The sequence below is a fragment of the Aeribacillus sp. FSL K6-2848 genome, from assembly GCF_038004325.1.
Lineage (GTDB): Bacteria > Bacillota > Bacilli > Bacillales > Aeribacillaceae > Aeribacillus > Aeribacillus composti.
This window is the reverse complement of sequence record NZ_JBBOQQ010000001.1, coordinates 955,005-980,436: the sequence shown is the minus strand read 5'-3', so window position 1 is coordinate 980,436 and position 25,432 is coordinate 955,005. Positions and strand designations below refer to the sequence as shown.

Genomic DNA, 25,432 nt, shown 5'->3' with positions numbered 1-25,432 from the left:
CCGTGGGGTTCACCACTTCCTCCTTCAAGTAAGTCCTATCGGATTGTCTGCTTCCACACAGAAGGTGAACGCCTAGCGATTCGTTCTCCTTAATTGTTCAGTCCTTCCTCTTTCGTCTCGAGCTCGAAAAGAGTACTATGACTTCTGCTGACTTCTGACTGTTCAGTTATCTATCACTAGATAGGTTACCAAGGTTACTTGGCGTGCCAGCCAGATCTCCCCGGGTAAGTACATGCACTTTCACACCATCTATCCGCCTCATTTACTCGATATGACCTTCGACAGAAAGAGCTTTGTTTTGTTTCGCAAACTCACTCAATCATACCTAGCCTTATATGAGGTTCGTGTTCCTCGGACCGGTGTTTTGCCTCCAGCTTCCTTCAGATTCCGCGTCACCACGGACACCCTTGCTCTTGGCTAACCTCTACTTCTGTCTTCGGGGTTCGGGACTTACACCCTATAGTTCATGTACATGCCGGGCGCACGAAAAGGAAACCCCCTTCTCAAAGGGAGACGGGGGTTTCATATTAGTCTTCTTTTACCATTTCTTCATATTCTTCAGCTGTCATTAATTTTTCAACATCTTGAATGTCATTTGGTTCAACAACAATCATCCAAGCCTTTTCATAAGGAGATTCATTTACATATTCAGGATTGTCATCCAATTCCTCATTCACTTCAACAACTTTTCCGCTGATAGGGGCATAAAGCTCAGAAACTGTTTTCACTGATTCAACGCTACCGAAAGGTTCGTCAGCGACTATTTCATCTCCAACTTCTGGAAGTTCAACAAATACGATGTCACCGAGTTCAGACTGCGCAAAATCAGTGATCCCAATTCTTACTTTGTCACCTTCCACCTTTACCCATTCATGCTCTTCAGAATAACGCAATTCTTTTGGTGTATTCAATGTCATTCCCTCCAATTATCATTTTTATATAAGAATTCTATTTAAATAGAATCTTTTCTAAATTTAATTTCCCCAAATCTTCTCAAATTCCTCTTCTTTAAAGCCAACGGTCACCTTTTCCCCATCAGTAACAATCGGCCGCTTAATGAGCATACCGTCTGATGCGAGCAAATCAAAGAGCTCCTCATCTGTTGCTGTTTTTACTTTTTCTTTTAAACCTAATTGACGATATTTTTGACCGCTCGTGTTAAAAAACTTTTTTAACTCCAATCCGCTCTTTTCATAAAAGGATTTTAACTCTTCTTTAGAAGGAGGATTTTCCACGATATGTATTTCACGAAAATCAATTCCGTGATCTTCCAGCCATTTTTTCGCTTTTCTGCAAGTTCCGCACTTCGGATACCAGTACATTGTTAAAGCCATTCCTTCTCACCTCCTTCATACAACACCAATAATATTTTATCATATCCGAATTGGACAAACATAATAACTTGATCAATAAATTTTTGGAGCTGTCCAGAAAGTCAAATCCCCATTGAAAACAAAAGATCATAAACACCAATATATCAACGTTTCTAAAACATTAAAGGGGGTGTCAATTAGCCGTAAAAACGACTTATTAGACACCCCTAAGTCCCGCAGCTATACTATATATTTTTCCTCTTCAATCACTCTAGCTGCAATTTGGCGTTTTTTCTTAATGACATTTACAGGGATTTGTCGCATCAATTTTTTTAGAGCAGAGAGAAGAATCCGCAAGTCGTCTCCTTCCTCGATCGCAACAATCGTTTCTTTTGCATTCGCCTCTAATTCCTGAAACGCTTCTTGCACAAACACTTGTGTATAAAGAAGCTTCTGTTTATTCTTTTCTTCTCCTGAGTTCACAATGGCCTTTTCTGTGCGCAAAATAGCGGATTCCATCGCATAAACGTTATTTACCGCATCCGCGATATTTGCAAGAATCTCTTGTTCCTGCTGCAAGGATTGGCCAAATTTTTGAGCTGCAGCACCTGCCAGCAAAAGCGTCACTCTTTTCGCTTGTTTCAACAAATATTTTTCTTGCTCCAATACGCCATCGCCGATTTCTTCCGGCATCCATGTCAACAGTTCTTTTTGAAGGCTTTGTGCTTTTTGAAGAAGAGGTAGCTCCCCTTTCATTGCTTTTTTCAAAAACATTCCCGGAACAAGCAAGCGGTTGATTTCATTCGTTCCTTCAAAAATGCGGTTAATTCTGGAGTCGCGATAGGCCCTTTCCACTTCATATTCCGCCATGTATCCGTATCCGCCATGAATTTGAACTCCTTCATCCGCTATATAATCAAGCGTTTCAGAACCGAATACTTTGTTTAATGAGCATTCGATCGCATATTCAGCAATCGATTGGGCAACAGCATTTCCATCCTTTTGCTCTTCAGGTGTTAAATAACTCATCCGGTCATCAAACAATCCAACCGTTCGATAGACTGAGCTTTCCATTGCATAAAGCTTCAGCGCCATATTGGCCAACTTTTCTTGGATTAACGGAAATTGGGCTATCGGCCGTCCAAATTGTTTCCTTTGCACCGCATATTTGACCGACAATTCGATGATGCGCTTGCAGGCTCCGATTGCCCCGACGGCTAATTTGTATCGTCCGATATTTAAAATATTGAAGGCAATTTTATGCCCTTTGCCGATTTCCCCTAAAACATTTTCTTTTGGCACTAAAACGTTGTCTAAGATCAATGTCCTTGTTGAAGAGCTTTTGATCCCCATTTTCTTTTCCTCAGGACCTGTTGAAACACCCGGAAAATCTCTTTCAACAATAAATGCTGTGAAATGTTTGCCGTCCACCTTTGCATACACGATAAAAACATCTGCAAAAGCTGAATTTGTGATCCATTGTTTTTCTCCGTTTAAAATATAATGTGTTCCTGCCTCATTTAGCTTCGCTGTAGTTTTTGCACCAAGAGCATCTGATCCTGATCCTGGTTCCGTTAATGCATATGCAGCGATTTTTTCACCGACTGCAAGGCTGGGCAAATATTTTTTCTTCTGTTCTTCATTTCCAAACAATACAATTGGAAGCGAGCCGATGCCTACATGGGCTCCAAATGTAATTGAGAAGCCCCCTGCGCGGGAAAATTGTTCTGCAATAAGAGCAGAGCTTACTTTATCAAGACCTAGTCCGGAATATTCTTCTGGAATATCTGCTGCGAGCAGACCAAGTTCGCCAGCTTGCTTCAGCAATTTCACCGAAATATCAAATTCATGGTTTTCAAGACGGTCAATAAAAGGAACAACCTCGTTCAGGACAAAATCTTCAGCTGTTTTCGCAATCATTTTATGTTCTTCTGTACAGTCTTCCGGCGTGAAGATCCGATCAAAAGGAATTTCTTCCATGATGAAGCTTCCGCCCTTTATATATGCCTCTGTTTTGTTTGCCACCCAATATTCCCCCTTTTGGATTCATAAATAAGTTCGAAGACTCCATGTCATTTTCCATCATGTGTAGAAAACCTAACCTTTTGGTTTTTTATAGAAGCTCGAAAACTCCCGCTGCACCCATTCCTCCGCCGATACACATCGTCACCAATCCAAATTGTTCATTTCTTCTTCTCATTTCGTGGATAAGAGTTAATGTCAATTTTGCACCTGTACATCCAAGAGGATGTCCAAGAGCTATGGCACCTCCGTTTACGTTTACTTTCTCTTCGTCTAATTTGAGTTCTCTAATTACTTGAATCGCTTGTGAAGCAAATGCTTCGTTTAATTCAATGAGTCCAATATCGGAAAGTTCAAGACCCGCTAATTCAAGCGCTTTTGGCACCGCAACGACAGGGCCTATTCCCATCACTTCAGGCGGCACTCCTCCTACAGCAAAAGAACGGAATTTGGCCAGCGGCTTTAGCTGAAGCTCTTCCGCTTTTTTTCGATCCATTACCATAACGGCAGCCGCTCCGTCGCTCATTTGCGAAGAATTTCCCGCCGTTACAGATCCGTTTACTGCAAATACCGGTTTTAAAAATGAAAGAACCTCTTTTGTTGTTTCTGGTCGAACCCCTTCATCTTGGCGAAATATTGTTTTTTTCTCCTGCAGCTTGTTATTAGCATCAACTGTTCGGTTCGTGATTTCTACAGGAACGATTTCTTCAGCAAATGCTTCGTTTTGAATTGCTAATGCTGCTTTTTGGTGGCTCCGCGCAGCAAATTCATCTTGTTCCTCTCGACTGATATTGTATTTTTGTGCGACCTGCTCGGCTGTATGTCCCATGCTCATGTAATATTCAGGCGCTTCCTCGGCAAGCTTTGCATTTGGCCGCAATACATTTCCAGTCATTGGAACAAGACTCATTGATTCTGTTCCTCCTGCGATAATGACTTCCGCATGCCCAAGCATGATCCGTTCAGCTGCATAAGCAATAGCCTGCAGCCCTGAAGAACAAAACCTGTTAATGGTTATTCCCGGCACTGTATAGGGGAGCCCTGCCAGCGCCGCGATATTTCTTGCAATGTTTAAGCCTTGTTCTGCCTCAGGCATAGCACAACCAATAATGACATCATCAATATGTCCGTCATAGCTTCCGGCCCGCTTCAATGTTTCCTTTACTACTAATGCTCCTAAATCATCCGGTCGTATGTTGGCTAATGCCCCTTTTTTTGCTTTTCCAACCGGTGTCCTAGCACCAGCGACAATGACAGCTTCCCTCATTTTTCTAACTCCTTTCTGTCAGTTGCGCAGCGGTTTTCCTTTTAACAGCATGTGCTGCATCCTGGCTTGTGTTTTCGGTTCACCTATTAAACTTAAAAATGCTTCCCGTTCCAAATCGAGCAAATATTGTTCATCTACCTTTGTCCTGTATGGAAGCTTGCCTCCCGCAATCACATAGGCTAATTTTTTAGCAATCTTTACATCGTGCTCCGAAGCGTATCCCGATAAATAAAGATTTTGTGCCCCTAATATCATGGCGGCATATCCGGTCTCGCCAACTACCGGAATTTTTTTGCGGACAGGAGGACGGTATCCGCTTTCATATAAAAACAGCGCTTTTTGCTTCGCATCATACAGCAGGTGATCTTTATTGATGGTTATGGCGTCTGTCGGTTGAAGAAACCCGTTTTGCTGCGCTTCCTGTGCGGATTTGGACACCTTAGCCATGGCGATCGTTTCAAATGTTTTATTTGCGACCTTTTGCAAATCAATTTCAATATCATTGCCGATTTGGTCAAGAATTTTTATATACAGTTCTTTGTTTCCTCCCCCGCCCGGGATCAGTCCAACACCTGTTTCAACTAGGCCAATGTAAGTTTCCATAGCTGCTTGAATGCTTGAGGCAGGCAAACATACTTCCGCGCCGCCTCCCAATGTCATATGAAAAGGGGCCGCTACAACCGGCTTCGGACTATATTTAATTTTCATCATCGCTTGCTGGAACTTTCTTATCATCAGCTCAATTTCAAAATAATTTTCATCCTGTGCCTCCATTAACATAAACGCAAGGTTTGCGCCTACACAAAAGTGTTTTCCTTCATTGCCGATGACTAGCCCTTTATAATTTTTATCAACTTCGTCGATGGCAAAATCGATCATTTGCACAATATCATAGCCGATCGCATTGTTTTTCGAATGAAACTCGAGCAGTGCGATATCATCGCCGATATCGATTAAGCTTGCCCCGTTATTTTCTTTAATGATTGATTTTCCATTTTTCAACGATTGCACATGAATTTGTTTCATATTTGTTTGCAGCAGTCTGTACTCGCCCCGATGATAAAAATAAGTGGCGCCTTCGCTTTGCTTATAAAACGTTTCATTTCCATCCTTCAGCATTTGCTTGACCCATGCTGGCACTGTTCCGCCCTGCTGTTCAATGGTTTCAACAGATCGTTTTATCCCGATTGCATCCCACATTTCAAACGGTCCAAGCTCCCAGCCAAATCCCCACTTCATCGCTTGGTCAATGTCAACGATCGTTTCGGCAATGCTGTCCAGCTGTTCTGCGGAATAAAGAAGCGTTGGAATAAGAATTTTCCAAATAAGAGTGCCTGCACGGTCGTTCGAATAAACAACGGCTTTTAACTTCTCCCCGGTGCCTTTTTCACGTCTCGCTATTTCGATAGAATCGGCACGAAGTTTTTTTCTATTTTCATATTCCATCGTATTTACATTTAATTCTAAAATTTCTTTGCCTGTTTTTTTGTAGAATCCTTGCCCGGCTTTTGATCCAATCCAGCCGTTTTCATGCATTTTCTTCATAAAATCCGGGACACGAAAAATTTCTTTTTCTTCGCCATCCACTCTTTCATATACGTTGTTTACGACATGAAAAAACGTGTCTAAACCGACTACATCAAGTGTGTGGAATGTGGCGCTTTTTGGTCTGCCGATCAAAGGTCCTGTCACGGAATCAACTTCTCCGACAGAATAATTCCCTTTCAGCATTTCACGTACGGTTACAAGAAAACCATATGTTCCAATGCGGTTGGCAATGAAATTCGGTGTATCCTTTGCGCAAACAACCCCTTTGCCAAGAACATCTTCACCAAATCTCTTCATAAATGCTACAACTTGTTCGTCAGTATCTTTTGTTGGAATAATTTCGAGCAGCTTCAAATAGCGTGGCGGGTTAAAAAAGTGAGTGCCTAAAAAATGTTTGCGGAAATCTTCTGAGCGGTTTTCTGACATCGAATGAACGGAAACTCCAGATGTGTTTGTGCTGATAATGCTGCCTGGCCGCCGCCATTTGTCCACTTTTTCAAAAACTTTCTGTTTAATATCGAGCCTTTCCACAACTGCTTCAATCACCCAATCAGCTTCAGCAATTTTCTCAATGTCATCATCAAAATTCCCGATCTCAATTCGCTCTATATTTTCTTTTGCAGTCAATGGAGCAGGAGTCTGCTTCTGCAGTCTTTGCACGGCCTTTTGAGCATAACGGTTTCGAACGATTGGATCTTTCAGCGTCAATCCTTGCTGTTTTTCTTCTGCCGTTAGTTCTGTCGGTACAATATCCAGGAGTAATACATGAATCCCGACATTCGCTAAATGTGCTGCAATTTGGGATCCCATCACTCCTGATCCGAGTACTGCAGCTTTTTTTATTTGACGCACAATTTCAAATCCCCTTTCATTTGAATGAACATTCATTCATTTTTTTCTGTTTTACTAAAGTATAAAATATTTAAAATTTTTGTTCAATATTCCTGTTAAAAAATTTTTGCATAACTCTTTAAAAATTGTGGGATATTAAATTTGTACATTTTTGAAAAAGGGGGCTTTTATGATGAATCAAATGCCAACCAATATGCAAAATATGCAGCAAAATCAAGTTTATAACGAACCGCCGCAAATTATTTCTGTAAAAGATCAACTATATTTAACAGATATGATGTCATGGAATTTAATTGCGATGAAAAAAGCACATTTTTTTGCTTCACAATGCCAAATTCCTGAAATTAAAGCTGAGTTGGAAAAGGTAGGAGAAATGCATCATCGCCACTATCAGCAGATATTAAATCAATTAAATGGCAATCCACAAATGCAGTAGAAAGGAGATTTATTATGCAAGCCCAGCAATCAAACAACACGAAAATCAGCAATCCGGAAACAACAGTTCAAAAAAGCCCGCAAATGAACGACCGCGACTTTATAAATGACTTGCTTGCAACTGAAAAATATATGACACAAGGTTATAGTACAGCTTTGAATGAGCTTAGCCACACCGTTTTATACGAAAATATTCAAATGATTTGCGACGAAACGCAAAAATGCCAGCGGCAGTTATTTAATGTCATGTTTAAAAATGGATGGTATTCCCTTGAGGCGTGCGACAACCAAAAAATACAACAAAGCTATCAGCAATATGCTAATTATTTGCAGCAGCAATCTCCTTACAATCAAAACATTCAATAAAAATGAACTTAAAAGTGTCTGACCCCATTCGAGCAGACAGCAAATAAAGAGTTAAAGCAGCCTTATTCCGGTAAACAAGCGGAGTAAGGTTTTATTTCTTTACGGGTTGAAATGTTATTCCCAATCGATTACTGAATAGGCGATCGAATGCTCATTCCGTTCTATATGATCACTATTTATCTGCTGTTTTTAAAGTAAGAAGCATTTTGCTTTAGCACAAAAAATTTTTAACCTTTATCAGCATTCCATTGTTTCGTCCAACGTCAATGCTATGAAACCTTAAAGTTATTTTGAATGATACTATTCTGTCCGCATAAAAAATCCCCCTGCTGCTTATAAGGAGGACAACTTCAAATTTAGATCAACGTTTTTTATTATTTCTATGCTGTTCATTTAATTCTTTTATTTCATTAATAATAGCTTTCATTTGTTCTTTTGCTTCTGGAAATTTTTCATTCCAATGTTTCACTAGCGGCGGCATCGATTTTGCCATGTACGTATACAACACCCAAATTTTCACTTTTTCTTTTAATTCAGGAGACGATTTTCCAAGCAAGAGTTCGGTATACTTTTCAACAAGCGCATCAATCTGAGCTTGAAACTGGTTATCCATTTTTAATCTCTCCAATTACTTTTTTATTGTACATTCACTAACATTCGGGCATGTTCTGCACTTTTTCCCTTCATCGTCTGTCAAATAAAACAGGCAGCATGTTTTTCTTTTTCGAATATAATCATCATATTGATCAGAATATGTCTTAGGACCAAAAAATTTTTTTAAAGGGTTCCGATTAAAATCCCCAAACAATTCACCTTTTGCTTCCTTCACGCAATAAATAAAATCTTCTTTTATTTTTTCATGTTTATCTTCATGCTGCTTTTCATTGAGCAATGTTTCATACATCCAAAATATATAGATCGCAACATTTTCCCAAAGAATCCATTTTGAAATTTTTGCCTCTGTTGAGACAACCTGTAAAAGACGGGTGATGTTTTCTTTAAATAATAAGGTTAACATTTCATCCCGCCATTTTTTTCTTTCTTGGGGAGCAATTGTGACTTCGTTCGATTTGAAATAAAAGCCCGGCAGCCAAAGCGGATCTTCGTCATCAGTGATCAGGACAAGATTTTTTATATCCACTTTTAAAGCTTTATCAAACATTGTCATGGTATAAAGAGCTAAAGCGGCTAAAAAAGCATATCTTTTAATAAACATTGACCCGGCTACATAAAGAGGTGCATTAAATTTAGGCTGAATATTTTTTAAAAACAGCTGCAGTTTTTCCGGTTTTAGCAGTTCCTCCATGTCAATTGATGAATCGGTTGCACGTTTTGCTTCTGAATATCGAAATTTTGACAGCACCTTTATTTCATCGAACGTCAACTTTCCCATGCCTGCATCCCTACTTTATTAATATTTCTCCCTTTTCCGAACGGAATACATAGCGGTGTTCCAAAAATCGGATCGCGAATAATTTTGCAATCCATTTCAAAAACATCTTTGACCAGTTGTACATTCATTACATCTTCCGGTTTTCCTTGTTTATAAATGTTTTTATCCTTTAATACGACGATATGATGAGCATAACGGCAGGCTAAATTTAAATCGTGAAGAACCATGATGATCGTTCTTTTCTCTTTCATATTCAATTCAAATAATAAATCGAGTATTTCAATTTGATGTGTTATATCTAAATAAGTTGTTGGCTCGTCGAAAAGAATAATATCTGTATTTTGCGCCAAAGTCATGGCGATCCATGCACGCTGTTTTTGTCCTCCTGATAAAGAGTCCACTGTTCGTTCTGCCAATTCACTCATTCTAGTTGCTTCAAGCGCTCGAAAAACTAATTCTTCATCTTCCTTGGACCATTGGTTCAGCCAATTTTGATAAGGATACCGTCCTTGTTTAACAAGCTGCAAAACAGTTAATCCTTCTGGGGCTTCAGGCCCTTGCGGAAGTATAGCCAGTTTTTTTGCCACTTCCTTTGTCGGTAGCTCGGCAATGTCCTTTCCTTCCAAGAGTACTGAACCGCCTGCTGGCTTTAAAATTCTTGCCAAAGATTTTAATAAGGTCGACTTTCCGCAACCGTTGCTTCCAATTAATACAGTAATTTCTCCCGTTGGAATAGTAAGATTAAGATCTTCAATAATCATATTCTGTCCATAAGCAAAAGTTAACTCATGAGTATACAATCTATGCATGCCATCACCTCCTAAATATTTCTGTGCTTCATTAACAAGTAAATAAAATAAGGAGCCCCGATCGCTGAAGTAAACACACCAGCTGGAATTTCATGCGGCAAAAAGATTGTTTTTCCCAATAAATCAGAAAGCATAACAATGAGTGCCCCGACAAAGGCTGAAATCGGCAGCATCAAACCAAAGCTTGAACCGACAAGCTTTCTTGCAATGTGAGGAGCAATAAGACCTACAAACCCTATCCCTCCTCCAAAAGCGACAGCAACAGCAGTCAAAGCGGTTCCTAGAAATAAGAGGAAAAAGCGGGTTAATTGTACCCGGTTTCCCATACCGATTGCGATCTCATCGCCAAAACTTTGAATATTGATCGTTCTTACAGTAACAACCGTTATCAAGAGAAGAATGATAGTTGCTGGAAACAAAATCTTTACTTGAGACCAGTTTGCCGCATAAACTGAGCCGGTTATCCAAATATTTGCTTGGGATGCTTGGTAAATAGGCCCTTTTATCATTAACAAAGTCGTTAATGCTTTAGTTAAAAAGGAGATTCCAATGCCGACCAACACAAGCCTGATGGCAGTCACACCGTTTTTCCACGACAATAAATAAACACAAATGCCTGTAACGGCTGCTCCTATGAAAGCTGCCAAAGGCATCCAATGAATGCTTACAGTTAAAGAATGATTCTTATCGGAAAACAGCATTAAAAATAGTACAACCGCTGCCGAAGCACCGCCGGTAATTCCGATAATGTCAGGGGATGCTAAAGGGTTTCGAACTAAATTTTGCAAAATTCCGCCCGCAACAGCCAAACACATGCCGACCAAAAGGGAAATAAGAATTCTCGGAAGCCTAAATTGTTTAATAACAAGCTCGTTCGTTCCATCCCCTATTCCAAAAATTGTTTGAAAAACTTGGGCAGGGCTGATCATCACTTCGCCTACACTTGCACTGACAAGGATTACGAAAAACGCCGCAAGAAAGAAAACGAACGAAAGGAAAAAGGCTTTTTTATCAATTAAAAATGAAATGACATTTCCGATCCGAAGCGAAACATATTTTTTCATGATGCACGAACCCCCTTCCTTGCAATATAAACAAAAAATGGGGTTCCAATTATCGCCGTCATGACCCCTACAGGGACTTCTTCAGGCATGACAATGAAACGGGCGCCAATATCTGCTGCAACTAGCAAAATCCCACCAAATACTGCACAGAACGGCAAAATCCATCTGTAATCATTTCCGGCCACATACTTTGCAATATGGGGCACGACTACGCCGATGAATGCAATAGGACCAGCCGCCGCAACTGCACCGCCCGCAAAAAATATGACAGCACAGGCTGCAAAAAACTTCACTGTTCCTACTTTTAGTCCTAAACTTTTCGCCACTTCTTCTCCCATTACTAAGACGTTTAATTTAGAGGCGATAAATGTACAAATAACTAATCCAATCAAAATATATGGAAGAACAGCTGTCATTACCTCCATTTTGCGGCCTTGCACAGATCCTGCAAGCCAAAATAATACTTGATCCAACGCTGCTTCATTTAAAACTAACAAACCTTGCGTAAGGGAAGAAAAAAGTGCCGCAACGGCCGCTCCTGCCAAAGTAAGCTTTACAGGCGTCAATCCATCACTACCCAATGAGCTGATCATGTACACAAGCATGGCAGCAAAAGCTGCGCCTGCAAAAGCAATCCAAGTAAACGCTTGTAAGCTGTTTACAGAAAATAAGGAAAAAGCTAGAACAATAAAAAATCCTGCACCGGCATTGATGCCAAAAACGCTTGGCGATGCAAGAGGATTTTTCGTAATAGCTTGCATCAATGCACCGGATAAAGCAAGACAAGCGCCGACTACACTCGCTATGACGGATCGAGGAAGTCGAACATTTTGTATAATAATATGTTCATTGGAACCATTAAAATGAAAAAAAGCATCCCAAGCCATCTTCCAGCTTGTATCCGTATATCCATATACAATACTTGCACACATGCAGAATAATAGAAGCAAAAAGGAAAGAAAAAGTAAGATTGCTTTACGATTACTAGATAATGACAACTTCACGTCTCTCCTAACAAGTCGAACTTCTGAACCAATTGTACCAAATCATTTTGAATGTGAAAATCATTTTCAATTAATTATTGACTTTTTATTTCTCACTGATTACTATTATTAAGGAATTGAAAATCATTTTCAACTACATTTTAGGGGGTTACATAATGAAAAAAATATCAAAATTATTATTTTCCATCGTTGCCATACTCATGCTGGCAGTAATTGCTGCTTGCGGCAACGGGGACAGTAAAGAAGCTTCAAAAGAAAAGAAAGAAAGCTCAACTGAAAGTCAATCATACAAAGTTGAGCATGCAATGGGAACAGCTGAAATTCCAAAAAAACCTGAACGTGTCGTCGTATTAACGAATGAAGGAACCGAAGCGCTTTTAGCAATGGGATTAAAACCAGTCGGAGCCGTTCAATCTTGGCTTGGCGATCCTTGGTACGATCATATTAAAAATGAAATGAAAGACGTTGAAGTCGTTGGTACAGAAAGTGAAGTCAATGTTGAAAAAATTGCAGCTCTTCAGCCTGACTTGATTATAGGCAATAAGCTTCGCCAAGAAGCAATCTACGACAAGCTCAATCAAATAGCGCCAACAGTTTTTTCGGAAACATTAAGAGGCGACTGGCAGGAAAACTTTAAGCTATATGCAAAAGCCATCGATCGTGAAGAAGAAGGACAAAAAGTATTAGATGATTTTAATAATCATGTAGAAGAAGTAAAACAAAAATTAGGAGATCAAGTGAATCAAGAAGTTTCAGTTGTTCGTTTCATGGCTGGTGTAACGAGAATATATTGGAAAGATTCATTTTCTGGTGTGATTTTCGATCAAATTGGATTTAAACGTCCTGCTCAGCAAGAAAAATTGTTTACAGATGCAAATAAATTAGGAGATTTGGCAGTTGAAGTCGGAAAAGAACAAATTCCGGAAATGGACGGTGACATCATCTTCTATTTCACCTATGCACCGCAAGGAGACAAAGAAGCTTTGCAAGCAGAAAAAGAATGGACAAACGATCCACTTTGGAAAAACTTAAATGCTGTTAAAAACGGAAAAGCTTACAAAGTTGACGACGCTATTTGGAACACAGCCGGCGGTGTGCTTGCTGCAAACCATATGCTGGACGACTTAGAAAAATTGTTAACTCAATAAAATTGAGATGGTCGAAAAGATAATTTTTTCTTACCTTGAAAATAAGCAATATGAATAAAGCCAAAGCAACCTTACTTCAAAATTCATTGGAGTAAGGTTGTTCAGCTTTTATGCACTTTTGTTTCGTTTAACTAAATTTTCGCTTTATTTTGGTTTATAAGACTACTTTGCATTTGTTATTTAACTTATGTTCGAACAAGTTATACTGGACGAATCTTCATTCATTTATAAAAAGGAATTCTTTTTCGTATTCAATGCCAATCAATTATTTCGTTTAAAATTCTTTTGCCATACATTCTCTTTTTAAGGGAAGGGCGGCTTTTCATGTTTTTAATTAATCTATTCATACGTATCGACGTTACGTGCTTCGAACATATCTGGTTCCTGCCGTTCAATTAGTTCGCCACGACTTAATTGATTTCTTTCCCCGCTCTTATTTTTGTCCATACATATACACTTTTTCAGCGATTCTTTCTCAATTCTTTTCTACCATAAACAATATCCATTCCGATCTTTATTTTTGAACCGTTACCTTCTTCGTGACATGCTCATGTAGTCCTTCATCATTGTTGACATGAACTTGGATTTGATAAGTTCCTGAGGAAGAAAATGTATATTTCGCTTCATAAGTACCTTTCTCGTCTCCTGCAGCATCTACCCAATCATGCTTATCAGAACCGTCCTTCCAAATTTCATAACGGACGTTTGCGTTTAGCAACGGAGCGTTTTCTGCTTGAATTTTTGTTTGAATCAATGTTTCCGCATTCGCCTTTACATTTGTCGGCAGCTCCAATTGGATGTCTACAGATCCTTGAGAATGTTCATGAGTATGATTTGCGGTTTCTTCGTTTTCTCCCGTTGAAGCTCCACCTTTATGTAGTTCACCAATCACAATTTGTTTTTTGGGCATATTATGCTGATTTTTCGCCGTAACGTGTGATTGAACAAAAAAAACTCCATTTTCATCAAATGTGTGTTCAATCGTATATTGGCCGTCTTTTTCATGTTTTGCTTCTATCATTTTACTTTCTTCTTTTTCTCCTTCTTTCCATATTTCAAATTTTACTTCATCAGCATCTTCAACCGCTTCTCCTCCGTAGCTCACTTCAGCAGTCAACGAAACTTTTTCATGAATATTCGCATGGTCTGGCACTTTCAAATTGACTTCGAGCGGATGAACTTCGGCACTTTCTCCGCTGTTCTCTTGTTTCGTTTCATTTTGACCGCAAGCTGCAAGAAGGAAAACGGCGGCAAGCAATATAATGATTTTTTTCACAATAAATCTCCTTTCCTCAATAAAAATTAATTGAGAACTATTAAATAAAGAATAAATTTAATACATACATATTGCAACATTGCAAAGGTGAATATTTTGTGTAGGATTCATGAAATTTTTATGTGGAGGATAATGGTTTTTGCACCTGGCAGCATTGAATATAAATAAGAAAACCGGACGCACAAATTGAACATATCCCGATCAAAGATCAAATAGACAGTATTAAAAATTCCCCCTTATTCAGCGGCTTACAGAATAGTTGTAGAAGGAATCACTGTTAAAGAAATCATCTGACAATTCCTCCCCATATAACTCAGTAGGTCTGTAAGCTGAAGAAAGAAGCACTGTCTTCGAAGATATTTTTTAACTGCTAAGAGTTTAAACTCAACTGAATAGTTTATTTTCTTGCCATAAAAAATCACCTCTTAAAGCAGTGTTGACCAAATAGGGATTTTTCAACATCTACTTTAAGGGGTGCAGTTCATAGACAGTATAGGTTTTTTTCTTTCTATCTAGACAAGAGGGATCGTATCAAGTAGTGAGTATCGGTATATATTTTCATCTCCCAGCAAAAATTCAATGTTTTCTGTTACACCATTTTCTCCGGCTGGACAATGCGGTCAAATTCTTCGGCTGACAGAAGGTTCAGTTGAACAGCTGCCTCCTTTAAAGTCAATCGTTTTTCATATGCAAGCTTTGCAATTTTCGCTGCATTTTCGTATCCAATATGAGGATTTAAAGCAGTTACGAGCATGAGCGAGTCTTGTACATATTTATCAATCACTTCTTTGTTTGCTTCAATTCCCACAGCACAGCGGTCGTTGAAGGAAATTATACTATCCGATAAAAGCCGGATCGATTGTAAAAAGTTATAAATAATAACCGGTTTGAAAACATTTAATTCAAAATTTCCTTGGCTTGCAGCAAAACCGATCGCTGCATCATTTCCCATGACTTGGACTGCTACCATCGTTAATGCTTCGCTTTGCGTCGGATTCACTTTTCCCGGCATAATGGAGCTTCCGGGCTCATTTGCTGGTATCGTGATCTCGCCAATTCCGCATCTTGGACCGCTTGCCAGCCATCTAACATCATTTGCAATTTTCATAAGATCAGCTGCCAAGGCTTTTAGCGCTCCGTGTGCATGAACGATTTCATCATGGCTAGTTAGCGCATGGAATTTGTTTTCAGAGGAACGGAATGATTCATTCGTTTGCTTGCTTATTTCATCTGCAACAAGCTGTCCAAACTGAGGATCCGTATTAATTCCTGTTCCGACTGCTGTTCCGCCGATCGCCAAATCTCTCAAGTTATCCATTGCTTCGACAATCATTTTTCTGCTTTTTCTCAGCATATGTACCCATCCGCTGATTTCCTGTCCAAGCGTGAGCGGTGTTGCATCCTGCAAGTGGGTGCGGCCAATTTTCACAAGATTCTCAAACTGCTTAGATTTCTTATCGAGCGTCTCTGTCAACAAATCAATTGCCGGCAACAGCTTGTTTTTTATCGCTATGACACCAGCAATATGCATTGCTGTAGGGAATGTGTCGTTTGAGCTTTGTCCCATATTCACATCATCATTTGGATGAATTTTTAATGATTCAAACCCATTTTCTTTCAAGTATTCATTTCCTTTAAACGAAATCACTTCATTGACATTCATGTTCGACTGCGTTCCGCTTCCGGTTTGCCATACTACGAGCGGGAAATGCTCATCAAGCTTCCCTTCTATAATTTCATCGCAAACATGAACGATCGCATCTTTTTTCTCTTTTGGCAGCTTTCCTAATTTTTCATTAACGATCGCTGCACCTCTTTTTAAAATGGCAAATGCACGAATGACTTCAATCGGCATCGTTTCAGTACCGATTTTAAAATTGTTTCTGCTCCGTTCCGTCTGTGCACCCCAGTAGCGGTCTTTGGGAACTTTTACTTCTCCCAGCGTATCTCTTTCTATACGATAGTCCATTTTCTTCTTCCTCCTTTTTAAATAATCATCTATTTTAAATATACCTCTAATATTTTGTTAAAAGCAAAAAAACTCTGATAATTTTTTATAAAAATGAAGAACTTTTTTAAATCATAAAAAAAAAGCGGTTTTAACCGCCCTGAACTATTGTTTTCTTATTTTGAAGTGTGCATTCAGCTGGCCTTGAATCATTTTTTTCTTATCTTCGAGCATTTTATCTCTTTCTTTTTTCAGCATTTCTTTTCTAATTTCAAACGTTTGAACGCCGTCTTCGATTTTATCTGCAATTTCCATTAATGTTTCAATATCTGAAAAGGAATATTTTCTCGTTCCTTGTTTCGTTCTTTCGGGAAAAATTAATTTTCGTTCTTCATAATATCGTATTTTTCTTGGTGATAGTCCTGTTAGTTCACTAACGATACCGATCGTAATGACTTTTTTATCCTTATATGATTCTGACATTGTTATACCTCCTTTTATAACGTTATTACGTTAAAATTTATAACATTTTCAGCCATTAACTTTATTATACAATTTTTTTTCGTATTTTTTAATTTTTGTTGTAAGATTTTCTTACATTGAATACTTATAAATATTTTTTTCCTTGTTCAAATTGACAAGAAAGCAAACTATTAGTATCCTTTGTACAGATCACATTTGGGTTGGAGGAAAGGTTTATGTTACATACGAAACAAACGAATCTTGAATCTTTTTTACATCAATATAAAGATCGCGCACGTCTTCTTATTACATGCAACGACCAGCCAGGAATTGTTGCAAAAATTTCTAAAGTTTTATATGAACACGGCGCCAATATCGTCCAATCAGATCAATATTCAACAGATCCTTCAGGCGGCACTTTTTTTATGCGCGTTGAATTTGAATTACCGGATATAGAACGTAAAAAAGGCGAGCTTGAAAAAGACTTTGAGCCGATCGGAAAAGAATTGCAAATGAAATGGCAATTTTCATATATGAACCAATTAAAGCGAATGGCGATTTTCGTATCGAAACAAGATCATTGCCTTCTCGATCTTCTTTGGCGTTATCAATCAGGTGATTTTTTTTGCGAAATACCTTTGGTAATCAGCAACCATCCAGATTTGCGTGAACCAGTTGAATCGCTTGGAATTCCGTATTATTACATACCGGTCAATAAAGACAATAAGCCGGAAGCGGAAAAGCAGCAGCTTGAACTGTTGAAGAAATATAATATTGATTTCGTCGTTCTCGCCCGTTATATGCAAATTTTATCTCCAGATTTCATCAAGCATTACCGGCATCGAATTATTAATATTCATCATTCGTTCTTGCCTGCATTTGTCGGTGCAAGACCGTATGAGCGCGCATATGAACGCGGAGTCAAAATTATTGGAGCCACTTCCCATTATGTGACGGAAGATTTGGACGAAGGACCAATTATTGAACAAGGGGTTAAAGAGGTCAGCCATCGGTACAATGTTGAAGATTTAAAAAGGGTCGGAAGAACGATTGAACGCGACGTTCTCGCCCGCGCTGTACAATTACATTTGGAAGACCGCATCATTGTTCACGGAAACAAAACGATTGTCTTTTAATCAAAAAGCGCACTTGCTTTTCACAGCATGTGCGCTTTTTTTCAATAAGAGCTCTATTGATAAATTCAATTAACAAGGATGTGGCAAAAAAGAAAATGATGGTATACTTAAATACAAAAAATGCGGGATCATTTTTGAAAAAATATTTTGTTTTTATCATTCGTTTTCTATTGCTCTATACGGTATTTCAAATACTATCGGGTACTGTTTTAACTGCTTTTTACACGCCAGATTTTTCTGCCAAAACGGTCAGTCTTAGTCAAGAGGTAGTGTTCGGCGAGCCTTCTTCCATACCATTGCTTATATCATTGCTTATTGCTACAACAGCCTATTTTCTCGCTCAAAAAGTATTGAAAGCTGCACAATAATAAGAAAAAAGGACCTCAGCTTTGAACTGAAACCCTTTCCTTTAGCAAAGCATGTAAATAAAAGAAACCGGCATGTTTGCCGATTTCTTTTATTTCATTGTTAATTTTATAAAAATCACGGGAAACGTCTTTCTATAATGGAGACGGTGGGACGTGCTGATCCATGCTTTCGCAATGGCACTGACTATATCTTGAACCTAAACAGGTCCTCCGGCGTGTTATGCGAAATTTAGATTTGCCGTACGGCAGAATTTCGCATCCTAGTACTACCTTGAAGGCAGCCTATGAGTCGATACACGGCTGTTGGATTGCTCCACATACCGCTCGGTGTTGCCATATCGCAGAAACGACTTAGGTTTCACCGATTAAGCCGGATTTTCACTTGTGTGTTGCCACACAAGGCGACTATTTCCTAATCGAACCCACGTCCAGAGATATCGCCACTTAAGCATCTACGAGCGTATCCGACATATTTAACATTTCACTGTTCCTTAGCCTGTCGGCAGGCATCCGGACAGCTAGTCTGATTCGTCTCTTCCCTCTTCCTCAGACGGCGGAATCGGGCGTAGCCCACTTAAGTTGAACCCCTTTTCCTCCACATGGGCGATGGAAGAAAGGAGCCTTTAGCATTAAGCAGCTAAAGCGTAGTTGTTTTGTTTGCCAGTTATCTTTAGGCGACGTTGATGACGGAGACGATCCCTCCGGCTCGCAGCTTAAGCTCGATCTATCCCTGTCGAATCCAAAACGTCCCCGTTTTATTCGAGCTAGTGCTTGAGAAATATATTCAACTGGCAACGACATATATTATTATAACAAAAACAATATATTTTTCAATTGTCATTTATTGTTATCATTAATAGATCCCTTTTTGTTTTTGTTGAAATGCCCGTTCAATTTCTCTTTTCGCTTCTTTTCGTTTTAAATCCTCCCGCTTATCGTATTTCTTTTTCCCTTTTCCTAGCCCGATAAGCACTTTCGCAAATCCATTTTTAATGTAAAGCTTCAGCGGAACTAATGAATAGCCCTGTTCTTTTGTGGCCCCGATCAGCTTATTGATTTCTCTTCGATGCAAAAGAAGCTTTCTCGTTCTTAACGGCTCATGGTTGTATCGATTTCCCTGCTCATACGGGCTGATATGCATGTTATGAAGAAAAACTTCCCCTTTTTCCACTCTTGCGAACGCATCTTTTAAATTGGCGCGGCCGGCGCGAATCGATTTAATTTCTGTTCCCTGGAGGACGATCCCAGCTTCATACGTTTCTTCAATAAAATAGTCGTGGTGCGCCTTTTTATTTTGGGCAATCAGTTTCCCTTCTCCCTTTGACATTCTCTGTCACCCTTTCGTGAAAATTAGGGGTAAAGATAATTATAGCAAATGAACATTTTCGCCTCAATCAAGATTCTTTCTAAGTGAAATTTTGCTGTTTCAATAAGTTTGTTTTTTTAGACATCTGGCCTCGCTTTAACGCTTTTTCTTCTTCCGCTTCTTTTTCGATACGTTTTTATAAAACTTTTTCTTTTTTGATTTCGGCGGTCTCGTTGACCATTCTTCCTCTTCTTCCTGATGTTTGCTCTTAATCACCTTCACCGTTTCAGGCCGTGTTGATTTTTTTCGTTTTTTTCTCATACCGACAATTTCAAAATCGATGGATCGTTCCTCTTTATCAACATTCACAACGCGGACGGTAATTTCATCGCCGATGCGGTAAACATTTCCCGTTCTTTCGCCGATCATCGCATAATGACGTTCATCATAATGGTAGTAATCATCCGTCATATAGCTTACATGAACGAGACCTTCAACAGTATTCGGGAGCTCGACAAACATGCCGAAGTTTGTGACAGAACTGATGATTCCATCAAATTCTTCCCCAATCTTATCCAGCATAAATTCTGCTTTTTTCAAATCATCCGTTTCACGCTCCGCATCAACAGCTCGCCGTTCCATATTGGAAGAATGTTCTGCAATTTCCGGCAAAATTGATGCCCATTTCATCTGTGTCTTTTCGTCTATTTTCCCTTCAAGCAAATATTTGCGAATGAGTCGATGAACTATCAAATCAGGATAACGGCGAATCGGGGAAGTAAAATGGGTGTAAAATTCGGTCGACAATCCGAAATGCCCGACGCTTTCCGGATGATATTTCGCTTGCTTCATAGACCGAAGCATGACAGTTGAAATCACCATTTCTTCAGGTTTTCCCCGTACTTCATCTAAAATTTGCTGCAAAGCGCGCGGATGAATATTGTTTCCTGTCCCCTTCACGACATAACCAAAATTTGTAATAAACTCCAAGAAACGTCTTAGTTTTTCCTCATTCGGTTTTTCGTGAATTCGATATATAAACGGTACATTTAACCAGTGAAAATGTTCTGCTACTGTTTCATTTGCAAGCAGCATAAATTCTTCAATTAACCGTTCCGCTACAGATCGTTCCCGAATAATGACATCATACGGTTTGCCTTTCTCATCCACCAAAACTTTCGCTTCCTTAAAATCAAAATCGATAGCTCCGCGCAGCATTCTTTTTTTCCGTAAAATCGACGCAAGCTCAGCCATATCCTCCAGCATGGGGACAATTTCTTGATATTTTTCCCGAAGCTGTTCATCCTTTTCAATCAAAATTTTATTGACATTTGAATAAGTCATCCGCTCAGCGGAGCGAATAATACTTTGAAAAATATCATGCTGAACTACGTTCCCATATTCATCCACAATCATTTCGCACGATAATGTCAGACGATCCACCTTCGGATTCAGCGAACAAATTCCGTTTGATAAACGATGCGGTATCATCGGAATGACGCGATCAACTAAATATACGCTTGTCCCGCGTGCAAATGCCTCTCTGTCAATCGGAGTTCCTTCTTTTACATAATAACTGACATCTGCGATATGCACGCCAAGCTTATAGCAGCCGTTATTTAACTTTGTTACTGTTACGGCATCATCCAAATCTTTTGCATCTTCACCATCAATGGTAATGATTAATTCGTTGCGAAGGTCTCGTCTGTTCTTGATTTCCTCGCTCTTAATCTCATCAGGTGTTTCGTTTGCTTGCTTTAATACATCATCTGGAAAGCTCAATGGCAGCTGATGCTTATGAATGATTGATAAAATATCGACGCCAGGATCATTTTTATGGCCTAAAATTTGTACGACTTCTCCTTCTGCACTCATTCGTCCTTCAGGATATGACGTGAGTCGGACAATTACTTTATGACCTTCAACTGCCCCATTTGATGCATTTTTCGGAATAAAAATGTCGTTGACAATCTTTTTGTCGTCAGGTATGACAAATCCGAAGTTTTTGCTTTCCGTATATGTTCCGACAATTTCCGTTATTCCTCTTTCCAAAATGCGTATGACCGTGCCTTCCTGTCTCGCCCCGCTTGTTTTCGGGCTTAGCCGCACAAGAACTTTGTCTCCATGCATCGCATGATTCAGCTCGCCGGGCGGAATGAACACGTCATCAAAACCTGGTTCATCCGGTTCAACGAAAGCAAATCCGCGGGCATGTCCGACCAGTGTTCCGCGGATCAAATTCATTTTTTCTGGAACACCGTATCGATTTGCTCTCGTCCGCACAATGAGGCCTTTTTCTTCCATCTTATTTAAAGTAATAATCAGCTTTTTAAATTCGTCTGCGTCCTCTAGCTGAAAAGCTTCTTCTAATTCCTCCACAGTCAAAGGTTTATAAGCCTCTTCCTTCATAAAAGAAAGAAGCCTTTCAGCTAATTGCATATCGGGTTCTGCCAATACGATAACCTCCTTTTACTCCTGCCAATCAAGGCTCTCTAAAAATTCATAGACGTCCTGATGCAGTTCATCTCGCTGCTTGTCAAGCGTAATAACATGCGACGATTCTTCATACCATTTGATTTTTTTTATATTTGAGCTTACTTCGTTATAAATAATATTTGCACTATCCGGATTGATCATTTCATCGTGGCGCGCCTGAACCACAAATGTCGGGGCATAAATCATATCGACATTTTCTCTCACATCAGAAATCAAACGCTGCAGAGCTTTCAACGTTTTCATTGGTGTTTTTTGAAACTCTTCCATTTCCGCCTCAATCTGTTCTTCCGGCTTTCCTTCAAATTGTTTATATTTGCGGGCATATTTTAAAATTCCTTTATACATCGTTTCTTCGCTTTTAATATACATCGGGGCGCACATTGGAATAATTCCTTTTACAGGTACAGTGTATCCCAGTTTTAAGGAAAAAACTCCTCCAAGAGACAAACCGGCAACTGCAATTTCTTTAAAACCTAAGTCTTTCAGATGTTCGTAGCCACCCATCACATCTTGCCACCAGTCATCGGGACCGGTATGAACCAATTCTTCCGGAGGAACCCCATGGCCTTTATATTGAGGGGCATGACAAGTATACCCTTTATCTTGCAAAAAACGCCCAAGCATCCGCACATCTGCTGAATTTCCAGTAAAGCCGTGAAGCAGCAGTACAGCACGATTCCCACCTTCAAACGTAAAAGGTTTCGGCGGTAAAACTTTCATTTTAAAATCTCCTTCTCTTTTTAAATTCTTTATTTTTTACAACGAACTGTAGTATGAAAAAAGTTTAAATTCCATTATATACCAAAAACATTATTCATTCAACTGCTTTAATTTCCCATAGAAAAAAGGCCTGTTTGACAGACCTTTCTAGCTATTATAATCCAAACCATGAAACAGCAATTGCTAAAACAAAAAATAACACAGAAAGAACGATTGTAATACGATGTAAGATTAAATCTATTCCACGCGCTTTTTGCTTCCCAAAAAGCTGTTCAGCACCGCCGGAAATGGCTCCAGATAATCCAGCACTTTTTCCAGACTGCAGTATCACCACAGCGATCAGCGCAATAGATACAATTGCTAATAGTATGACAAGCAGAGTATGCATGTCCACTCCACCTCCTAAAAAAACGCACATTACAATAGTTTTAATGTATCATAAATTGGCTCATTACACAATAGCGTATCCATTCAGAAAATACGAAAGCGGATGTATTGAACCAAGTCATCCAACTCTGTATTACCTTCCACGATGTTTTGCCTTCGCTTTTAAACGCTTTAACTCTCTTTTTCGCTTGATGAGAGCTTCGCGAAAGCTCCTTGCGCAAAACTTTTCTCTCTTTTTTACGATGCTTCAAATTCTAGCTGAAGGGCTGTTTGTGCATATGTGGAAAGCGGCCTTGTTTTCATTTCCTTTGCAGCTTCACGTTGCAGTCGCTTCGGATTTTTGCGCTTTTTCATTTCAAGCGGCACGGCGGTTGTTGTGCGGCACTTGTGCAGTAACGATAGCATCGGACCATTCACAAATGCCAAAACTTCATCATCTTTTGGCTCTGGACGAAATACGTAGCGAACCGCTTTTAAAGCTTCACCTTCCTTTTGCTCAACCACACCGATCCAGAATTGTCCATCGTAAAAAACCGTCAACTTCATGAAAGGTCCCTCCTTGTAAAACGTAACGACAGCGATGGACATCCCAAGGAGGGGAAGGATACTGACACTCTTTCGGAGTGCGCCCGGACTACCAACCGGGACTGTGTTTTTATGCTGTCTATGTTTTTATTATATGTTGTTTATTGGCAAAAAGAAAATATTTACACATCGTCTAGGCTATGATTTTGTGTTCTTTGAGCTTTAATTAAAAAAGGTCTAACCAAATAACTCGGTTAGACCTTTTCATAGATAGTGTTATTTTTTCAAGTTATAGAAAGATTTAATTCCTTGGTAAATTGCAGTATCGCCAAGTTGATCTTCGATGCGAAGCAATTGATTGTATTTCGCAACGCGGTCCGTGCGGGAAGGTGCGCCTGTTTTAATTTGGCCTGCGTTTGTTGCCACAGCAATGTCTGCAATGGTGCTGTCTTCCGTCTCGCCTGAGCGGTGGGAGATGACCGCTGTATAGCCGGCGCGTTTTGCCATTTCGATCGCATCAAACGTTTCTGTTAACGTTCCGATTTGGTTAACTTTAATCAGAATAGAGTTGCCGACTCCTTTTTCAATGCCTTCCGCTAATTTTTTTGTATTTGTTACAAATAAATCGTCTCCGACAAGCTGAACTTTTCCGCCTAAACGTTCTGTTAACAGTTTATGGCCTTCCCAGTCGTTCTCATCAAGTCCGTCTTCAATCGAAATGATCGGATATTTGGAGACAAGCTCTTCATACCATTTCACCATTTCTTCCGACGTTTTTACAACGCCTTCTCCTTCTAGGTGGTACTTGCCGTCTTCTTTATTAAACAGTTCAGAAGAAGCAACATCCATCGCAAGCTTAACTTGTTCGCCAGGTTTGTAGCCGGCTTTTTCAATTGCTTCGATAATAGTTTGCAAAGCTTCTTCATTTGATTGTAAATTTGGAGCGAATCCACCTTCATCACCAACAGCTGTATTATATCCTTTTCCTTTTAATACAGATTTTAATGAATGGAAAATTTCCGCTCCCATCCGCAGTGCTTCCCGGAAGCTTTCCGCGCCGACCGGCATAATCATGAATTCTTGAATATCAACATTGTTGTCTGCATGAGCGCCGCCGTTTAAAATGTTCATCATCGGCACAGGAAGAGTTTTCGCATTGAAGCCGCCGAGATATTGATACAGCGGAACACCTAAATAATCAGCTGCAGCACGAGCAACGGCCATAGAAACACCTAAAATTGCGTTTGCTCCCAGCTTTCCTTTATTTTCTGTTCCGTCAAGTTCAATTAATAATTGATCGATGGCATTTTGTTCCGTCACATCAAAGCCTAACAGTTCTGGGGCAATAATTTCGTTCACGTTTTTAACTGCTGTTAAAACCCCTTTTCCAAGGTAGCGTTCTTTATCACCGTCACGCAATTCAACAGCCTCGTACTCACCTGTGGATGCACCGCTAGGTACAAGCGCCCGTCCAAATGCACCTGATTCTGTATACACCTCTACTTCAACTGTCGGATTTCCTCTTGAATCAAGCACTTCACGTGCATAAACATCAGTAATAGCTGGCATGTTGCTTCATCTCCTTTA

General features: G+C 39.6%; 24 protein-coding genes and 1 other RNA gene. 5 read left to right on the top strand and 20 right to left on the bottom strand.

Going from position 1 to position 25,432, the window contains the following annotated elements; genetic code table 11:
• Positions 1-527: 527 nt before the first annotated feature.
• The 5 genes from gcvH to NSS70_RS04835 form a co-directional block, all read right to left on the bottom strand.
• Positions 528-911: a glycine cleavage system protein GcvH gene (gcvH, locus tag NSS70_RS04855; protein WP_063386938.1), complete on the bottom strand. Its 384-nt coding sequence runs from the start codon at positions 909-911 to the stop codon at positions 528-530.
• Positions 912-974: 63 nt separating this feature from the next.
• Positions 975-1,334 (bottom strand): arsenate reductase family protein, encoded by a 360-nt coding sequence (locus tag NSS70_RS04850; RefSeq protein ID WP_066249190.1) that lies wholly within the window; start codon positions 1,332-1,334, stop codon positions 975-977.
• Between the two features lie 219 nt (positions 1,335-1,553).
• Positions 1,554-3,293 (bottom strand): acyl-CoA dehydrogenase family protein, encoded by a 1,740-nt coding sequence (locus NSS70_RS04845; protein ID WP_063386989.1) that lies wholly within the window; start codon positions 3,291-3,293, stop codon positions 1,554-1,556.
• Between the two features lie 133 nt (positions 3,294-3,426).
• A complete protein-coding gene (locus NSS70_RS04840) occupies positions 3,427-4,602 on the bottom strand; it encodes an acetyl-CoA C-acetyltransferase (protein ID WP_339198982.1) in 1,176 nt (391 codons plus the stop codon).
• Positions 4,603-4,620: 18 nt separating this feature from the next.
• Positions 4,621-7,002, bottom strand: a complete 2,382-nt coding sequence (locus tag NSS70_RS04835) for a 3-hydroxyacyl-CoA dehydrogenase/enoyl-CoA hydratase family protein (protein ID WP_205419943.1) — start codon at positions 7,000-7,002, stop codon at positions 4,621-4,623.
• Positions 7,003-7,174: 172 nt separating this feature from the next.
• On the opposite strand from NSS70_RS04835, the gene NSS70_RS04830 reads away from it, so the two are divergent.
• Together NSS70_RS04830 and NSS70_RS04825 are read left to right on the top strand one after the other, a co-directional pair.
• A complete protein-coding gene (locus tag NSS70_RS04830) occupies positions 7,175-7,438 on the top strand; it encodes a hypothetical protein (RefSeq protein WP_198318588.1) in 264 nt (87 codons plus the stop codon).
• 14 nt (positions 7,439-7,452) lie between these two features.
• Positions 7,453-7,803: a spore coat protein gene (locus NSS70_RS04825; protein ID WP_063386942.1), complete on the top strand. Its 351-nt coding sequence runs from the start codon at positions 7,453-7,455 to the stop codon at positions 7,801-7,803.
• 361 nt (positions 7,804-8,164) lie between these two features.
• Here the strand turns inward: NSS70_RS04825 and NSS70_RS04820 are convergent, their stop codons facing one another.
• The 5 genes from NSS70_RS04820 to NSS70_RS04800 are packed head-to-tail and all read right to left on the bottom strand — an operon-like array spanning position 8,165 to position 12,067.
• Positions 8,165-8,416, bottom strand: a complete 252-nt coding sequence (locus NSS70_RS04820) for a DUF2573 family protein (protein WP_063386943.1) — start codon at positions 8,414-8,416, stop codon at positions 8,165-8,167.
• A 15-nt stretch (positions 8,417-8,431) separates the two neighbouring features.
• Entirely contained in the window at positions 8,432-9,196 is a 765-nt protein-coding gene (locus tag NSS70_RS04815) for an IucA/IucC family C-terminal-domain containing protein (protein ID WP_082829501.1), read from the bottom strand.
• Complete coding sequence (locus NSS70_RS04810; protein ID WP_063386944.1) at positions 9,184-10,005, bottom strand: ABC transporter ATP-binding protein; 822 nt, start codon at positions 10,003-10,005, stop codon at positions 9,184-9,186. Before NSS70_RS04810 ends, NSS70_RS04815 begins: the two co-directional genes overlap by 13 nt.
• Before the next feature lie 11 nt (positions 10,006-10,016).
• On the bottom strand, positions 10,017-11,069 hold the full coding sequence (locus NSS70_RS04805; protein WP_339194470.1) for a FecCD family ABC transporter permease: 1,053 nt from the start codon (positions 11,067-11,069) through the stop codon (positions 10,017-10,019).
• A complete protein-coding gene (locus tag NSS70_RS04800) occupies positions 11,066-12,067 on the bottom strand; it encodes a FecCD family ABC transporter permease (protein ID WP_235600414.1) in 1,002 nt (333 codons plus the stop codon). Before NSS70_RS04800 ends, NSS70_RS04805 begins: the two co-directional genes overlap by 4 nt.
• Before the next feature lie 161 nt (positions 12,068-12,228).
• Here NSS70_RS04800 and NSS70_RS04795 point away from each other — a divergent pair, with 161 nt between their 5' ends.
• The gene (locus NSS70_RS04795; protein ID WP_340881037.1) at positions 12,229-13,221 is read left to right on the top strand and encodes an ABC transporter substrate-binding protein; all 993 of its coding nucleotides are present in this window, start codon (positions 12,229-12,231) and stop codon (positions 13,219-13,221) included.
• A gap of 514 nt (positions 13,222-13,735) precedes the next feature.
• Here NSS70_RS04795 and NSS70_RS04790 read toward each other — a convergent pair.
• The 3 genes from NSS70_RS04790 to NSS70_RS04780 form a co-directional block, all read right to left on the bottom strand.
• Positions 13,736-14,497, bottom strand: a complete 762-nt coding sequence (locus NSS70_RS04790) for a FixH family protein (protein WP_130156801.1) — start codon at positions 14,495-14,497, stop codon at positions 13,736-13,738.
• A 589-nt stretch (positions 14,498-15,086) separates the two neighbouring features.
• On the bottom strand, positions 15,087-16,466 hold the full coding sequence (gene fumC, locus NSS70_RS04785; RefSeq protein ID WP_130156803.1) for a class II fumarate hydratase: 1,380 nt from the start codon (positions 16,464-16,466) through the stop codon (positions 15,087-15,089).
• A gap of 144 nt (positions 16,467-16,610) precedes the next feature.
• On the bottom strand, positions 16,611-16,928 hold the full coding sequence (locus NSS70_RS04780) for a MerR family transcriptional regulator (protein WP_063386951.1): 318 nt from the start codon (positions 16,926-16,928) through the stop codon (positions 16,611-16,613).
• A 215-nt stretch (positions 16,929-17,143) separates the two neighbouring features.
• On the opposite strand from NSS70_RS04780, the gene purU reads away from it, so the two are divergent.
• Complete coding sequence (gene purU / locus NSS70_RS04775; RefSeq protein ID WP_063386952.1) at positions 17,144-18,043, top strand: formyltetrahydrofolate deformylase; 900 nt, start codon at positions 17,144-17,146, stop codon at positions 18,041-18,043.
• A 95-nt stretch (positions 18,044-18,138) separates the two neighbouring features.
• Complete coding sequence (locus tag NSS70_RS04770; RefSeq protein WP_340733049.1) at positions 18,139-18,411, top strand: hypothetical protein; 273 nt, start codon at positions 18,139-18,141, stop codon at positions 18,409-18,411.
• Between the two features lie 413 nt (positions 18,412-18,824).
• Here NSS70_RS04770 and ssrA read toward each other — a convergent pair.
• The 7 genes from ssrA to eno all read right to left on the bottom strand — a co-directional run bounded on the left by ssrA (position 18,825) and on the right by eno (position 25,414).
• Positions 18,825-19,155, bottom strand: a transfer-messenger RNA (tmRNA) gene (ssrA, locus tag NSS70_RS04765).
• A gap of 109 nt (positions 19,156-19,264) precedes the next feature.
• Entirely contained in the window at positions 19,265-19,738 is a 474-nt protein-coding gene (gene smpB / locus NSS70_RS04760; protein WP_063386953.1) for an SsrA-binding protein SmpB, read from the bottom strand.
• 135 nt (positions 19,739-19,873) lie between these two features.
• Positions 19,874-22,156, bottom strand: a complete 2,283-nt coding sequence (rnr, locus tag NSS70_RS04755) for a ribonuclease R (protein ID WP_066249291.1) — start codon at positions 22,154-22,156, stop codon at positions 19,874-19,876.
• Between the two features lie 30 nt (positions 22,157-22,186).
• Positions 22,187-22,933 carry an alpha/beta hydrolase gene (locus NSS70_RS04750; RefSeq protein ID WP_063386954.1) on the bottom strand — a complete coding sequence of 249 codons (747 nt, stop codon included), beginning with the start codon at positions 22,931-22,933 and terminating at the stop codon, positions 22,187-22,189.
• Between the two features lie 154 nt (positions 22,934-23,087).
• A complete protein-coding gene (secG, locus tag NSS70_RS04745; RefSeq protein ID WP_063386955.1) occupies positions 23,088-23,321 on the bottom strand; it encodes a preprotein translocase subunit SecG in 234 nt (77 codons plus the stop codon).
• A 236-nt stretch (positions 23,322-23,557) separates the two neighbouring features.
• A complete protein-coding gene (locus tag NSS70_RS04740; RefSeq protein ID WP_340881036.1) occupies positions 23,558-23,866 on the bottom strand; it encodes a YjdF family protein in 309 nt (102 codons plus the stop codon).
• Between the two features lie 255 nt (positions 23,867-24,121).
• Complete coding sequence (gene eno, locus NSS70_RS04735; protein WP_340881035.1) at positions 24,122-25,414, bottom strand: phosphopyruvate hydratase; 1,293 nt, start codon at positions 25,412-25,414, stop codon at positions 24,122-24,124.
• Positions 25,415-25,432: the final 18 nt, after the last annotated feature.

Coding starts and splice junctions, on each gene's coding strand:
- NSS70_RS04850 (WP_066249190.1), bottom strand. CDS start 1,334: ATGGCTTTAACAATGTACTGGTATCCGAAGTGCGGAACTTGCAGAAAA.
- NSS70_RS04845 (WP_063386989.1), bottom strand. CDS start 3,293: ATGGAAGAAATTCCTTTTGATCGGATCTTCACGCCGGAAGACTGTACA.
- NSS70_RS04840 (WP_339198982.1), bottom strand. CDS start 4,602: ATGAGGGAAGCTGTCATTGTCGCTGGTGCTAGGACACCGGTTGGAAAA.
- NSS70_RS04830 (WP_198318588.1), top strand. CDS start 7,175: ATGAATCAAATGCCAACCAATATGCAAAATATGCAGCAAAATCAAGTT.
- NSS70_RS04825 (WP_063386942.1), top strand. CDS start 7,453: ATGCAAGCCCAGCAATCAAACAACACGAAAATCAGCAATCCGGAAACA.
- NSS70_RS04820 (WP_063386943.1), bottom strand. CDS start 8,416: ATGGATAACCAGTTTCAAGCTCAGATTGATGCGCTTGTTGAAAAGTAT.
- NSS70_RS04815 (WP_082829501.1), bottom strand. CDS start 9,196: ATGGGAAAGTTGACGTTCGATGAAATAAAGGTGCTGTCAAAATTTCGA.
- NSS70_RS04810 (WP_063386944.1), bottom strand. CDS start 10,005: ATGCATAGATTGTATACTCATGAGTTAACTTTTGCTTATGGACAGAAT.
- NSS70_RS04805 (WP_339194470.1), bottom strand. CDS start 11,069: ATGAAAAAATATGTTTCGCTTCGGATCGGAAATGTCATTTCATTTTTA.
- NSS70_RS04795 (WP_340881037.1), top strand. CDS start 12,229: ATGAAAAAAATATCAAAATTATTATTTTCCATCGTTGCCATACTCATG.
- fumC (WP_130156803.1), bottom strand. CDS start 16,466: ATGGACTATCGTATAGAAAGAGATACGCTGGGAGAAGTAAAAGTTCCC.
- NSS70_RS04780 (WP_063386951.1), bottom strand. CDS start 16,928: ATGTCAGAATCATATAAGGATAAAAAAGTCATTACGATCGGTATCGTT.
- purU (WP_063386952.1), top strand. CDS start 17,144: ATGTTACATACGAAACAAACGAATCTTGAATCTTTTTTACATCAATAT.
- NSS70_RS04770 (WP_340733049.1), top strand. CDS start 18,139: ATGATGGTATACTTAAATACAAAAAATGCGGGATCATTTTTGAAAAAA.
- smpB (WP_063386953.1), bottom strand. CDS start 19,738: ATGTCAAAGGGAGAAGGGAAACTGATTGCCCAAAATAAAAAGGCGCAC.
- rnr (WP_066249291.1), bottom strand. CDS start 22,156: ATGCAATTAGCTGAAAGGCTTCTTTCTTTTATGAAGGAAGAGGCTTAT.
- NSS70_RS04750 (WP_063386954.1), bottom strand. CDS start 22,933: ATGAAAGTTTTACCGCCGAAACCTTTTACGTTTGAAGGTGGGAATCGT.
- secG (WP_063386955.1), bottom strand. CDS start 23,321: ATGCATACTCTGCTTGTCATACTATTAGCAATTGTATCTATTGCGCTG.
- NSS70_RS04740 (WP_340881036.1), bottom strand. CDS start 23,866: ATGAAGTTGACGGTTTTTTACGATGGACAATTCTGGATCGGTGTGGTT.
- eno (WP_340881035.1), bottom strand. CDS start 25,414: ATGCCAGCTATTACTGATGTTTATGCACGTGAAGTGCTTGATTCAAGA.